The organism is Nocardia sp. NPDC058497, assembly GCF_042720195.1.
In the GTDB taxonomy this organism is placed as follows: Bacteria; Actinomycetota; Actinomycetes; order Mycobacteriales; family Mycobacteriaceae; genus Nocardia.
Map to the genome: position 1 here is coordinate 1 of NZ_JBHXMY010000837.1, position 1,948 is coordinate 1,948.

Sequence of the window (1,948 nt, forward strand, 5' to 3'; positions counted from 1 at the left end):
GCGGTTCCCACACCGTGCGCAGTGCCGCGAAGTATTCGTCGTCGTAGCGGGCGATCAGATCGCGGCGTCCACCGGCACGGAAACCGGTGATGACCGCGTCGAGGTGGTCGTTGGTCAAGGTGGTGTCGCCCAGTGCCGAGGCCCATGCCCCGGCCTTCACCTCCGCGTCGGGGCGCGCCGCCAATGCCCGCCGGTGCGCGGTGCGGCCCGACGCCGTGTCGTCGTGGGCGAGTTCGGTATTCAGGTCTGCGGCGGTCGCCGCGCCGGTCGCGGCCAGCGCGGTCCACAGCGCCCAGCGCAGATCGGGATCGAGGGGAAGTCCCTCTGGTGCGGGGGTATCGCCGAGGAGGATCGAGCGGATGTCCGTGGCGCGGCGGCCGTCGTAGGTGGCGGCGGTGGCCGTCGCCCGTGCCCAGGCCAGTTGCGCGCCCGAACCCGGTTCCGACGAATTCAGTGTCGCCCAGCAGGATTCGAGCCATTCACCGCGCCATCCACGCCAGCCGTCCCGGGCGGCATCGGGCAGATAGTGATTGACGGCGAAGGACGCGTTCGACAGCACGGCGGTCAGCAGCGCCATGTTCGTTTCGGCGGGCGCGAAATCGCGGGCCATCGCCAGATAGCGGCCGACCTCGAGTTCACCGTCTCGCACGGCATTCCACAGCGCCGACCAGATCAGTCCGCGCGCCAGCGGATCGGTGACCCGGTCCAGCGAACGTTCCACGGTGGCAAGGGAATCCGCGTCGAGCCGGACCTTCGCATAGGTGAGGTCCCCGTCGTTGAGCAGGCGCAGCGGAGCGGGCGCGAGCGCGACCGGCGTCCGTTCCTCGACGATGTCGAGCTCCACGCGCTCGCGCACGACGAGGTCGCCCGCGGCGTCGAAGTCGTAGAGCCCGACCGCCAGCCGGTGCGGCCGCGGATCGGTCTGCACGATCTCGCCGCCGTCGAGCGTCAGCGTGGACATCCCGGACGTCTGCAGCCAGGCCCGCGCCCATCCAGCCAGGTCACGCCCCGAATCCGCGGACAACTCGGTCAGCAGATCCGCCAGCGCGGTGTTGCCGAACGCGTGCGTCCGGAAATACCGGCGCACCCCCGTGAAGAACTCGTCCCGGCCGACATAGGCGACCAACTGCTTGAGCACGCTGGCGCCCTTGGCGTAGGTGATGCCGTCGAAATTGAGCTTGGCGGCCTCGAGATCGGGGATGTCGGCGACGATCGGGTGCGTCGTCGGCAGCTGGTCCTGCAGATACGCCCAGGCTTTGCGGCGGTTCGCGAACGCCACCCAGGCGTCGGTCCACTCGGTGGCCTCGACACTGGCCAGCGCGCCCATGAAGTCGGCGAAGGACTCCTTGAGCCACAGATCGTCCCACCACACCATGGTGACCAGATCGCCGAACCACATGTGGGCCATCTCGTGCAGGATCGTGTTCGCCCGGCCCTCGTACTGCGCGGAGGTGGCCGCGCCACGGAATACATACGCCTCGGTGAAGGTGACCAGGCCGGGGTTCTCCATCGCGCCCAGGTTGTACTCGGGCACGAACACCTGGTCGTACTTGCCCCACGGATACGGGTACTCGAAATGCTCGGCGAAGAAATCCAGCCCTTGCTTCGTCACCTCGAAGAGGGTGTCCGCGTCCAGATATCCGGCCAGGGAGACACGGCACAGGACACCGAGCGGAATGGTGAGTTCGCCTCGCGTCCAAGAAGATTCGACACGATGGTACGGGCCCGCCGCCACCGCGGTGATGTAGGTGGAGATCGGCAGTGTGGGGGAGAACTCGACCCTCTGGTGCTCGCCGTCGTCCTCGACCGCTGCGGCGGGCCGGTTCGACACGACCTCCCACCCGGACGGGGGGGGGGGGGGCGCGCGGGCCCCGGGACCGGGGTAACCAACGAACGGGCCCGCATCACGAAGAAGCGGGCGCCACGCCGGGCCGGGGGGAGGGACTGT

General features: G+C 69.0%; 1 protein-coding gene. It reads right to left on the minus strand.

The features are described from left to right. Positions 1-1,948, minus strand: a 1,948-nt coding sequence (gene pepN / locus ACFWPJ_RS31575; protein ID WP_378856992.1) for an aminopeptidase N, incomplete at both ends; no start/stop codon positions are given.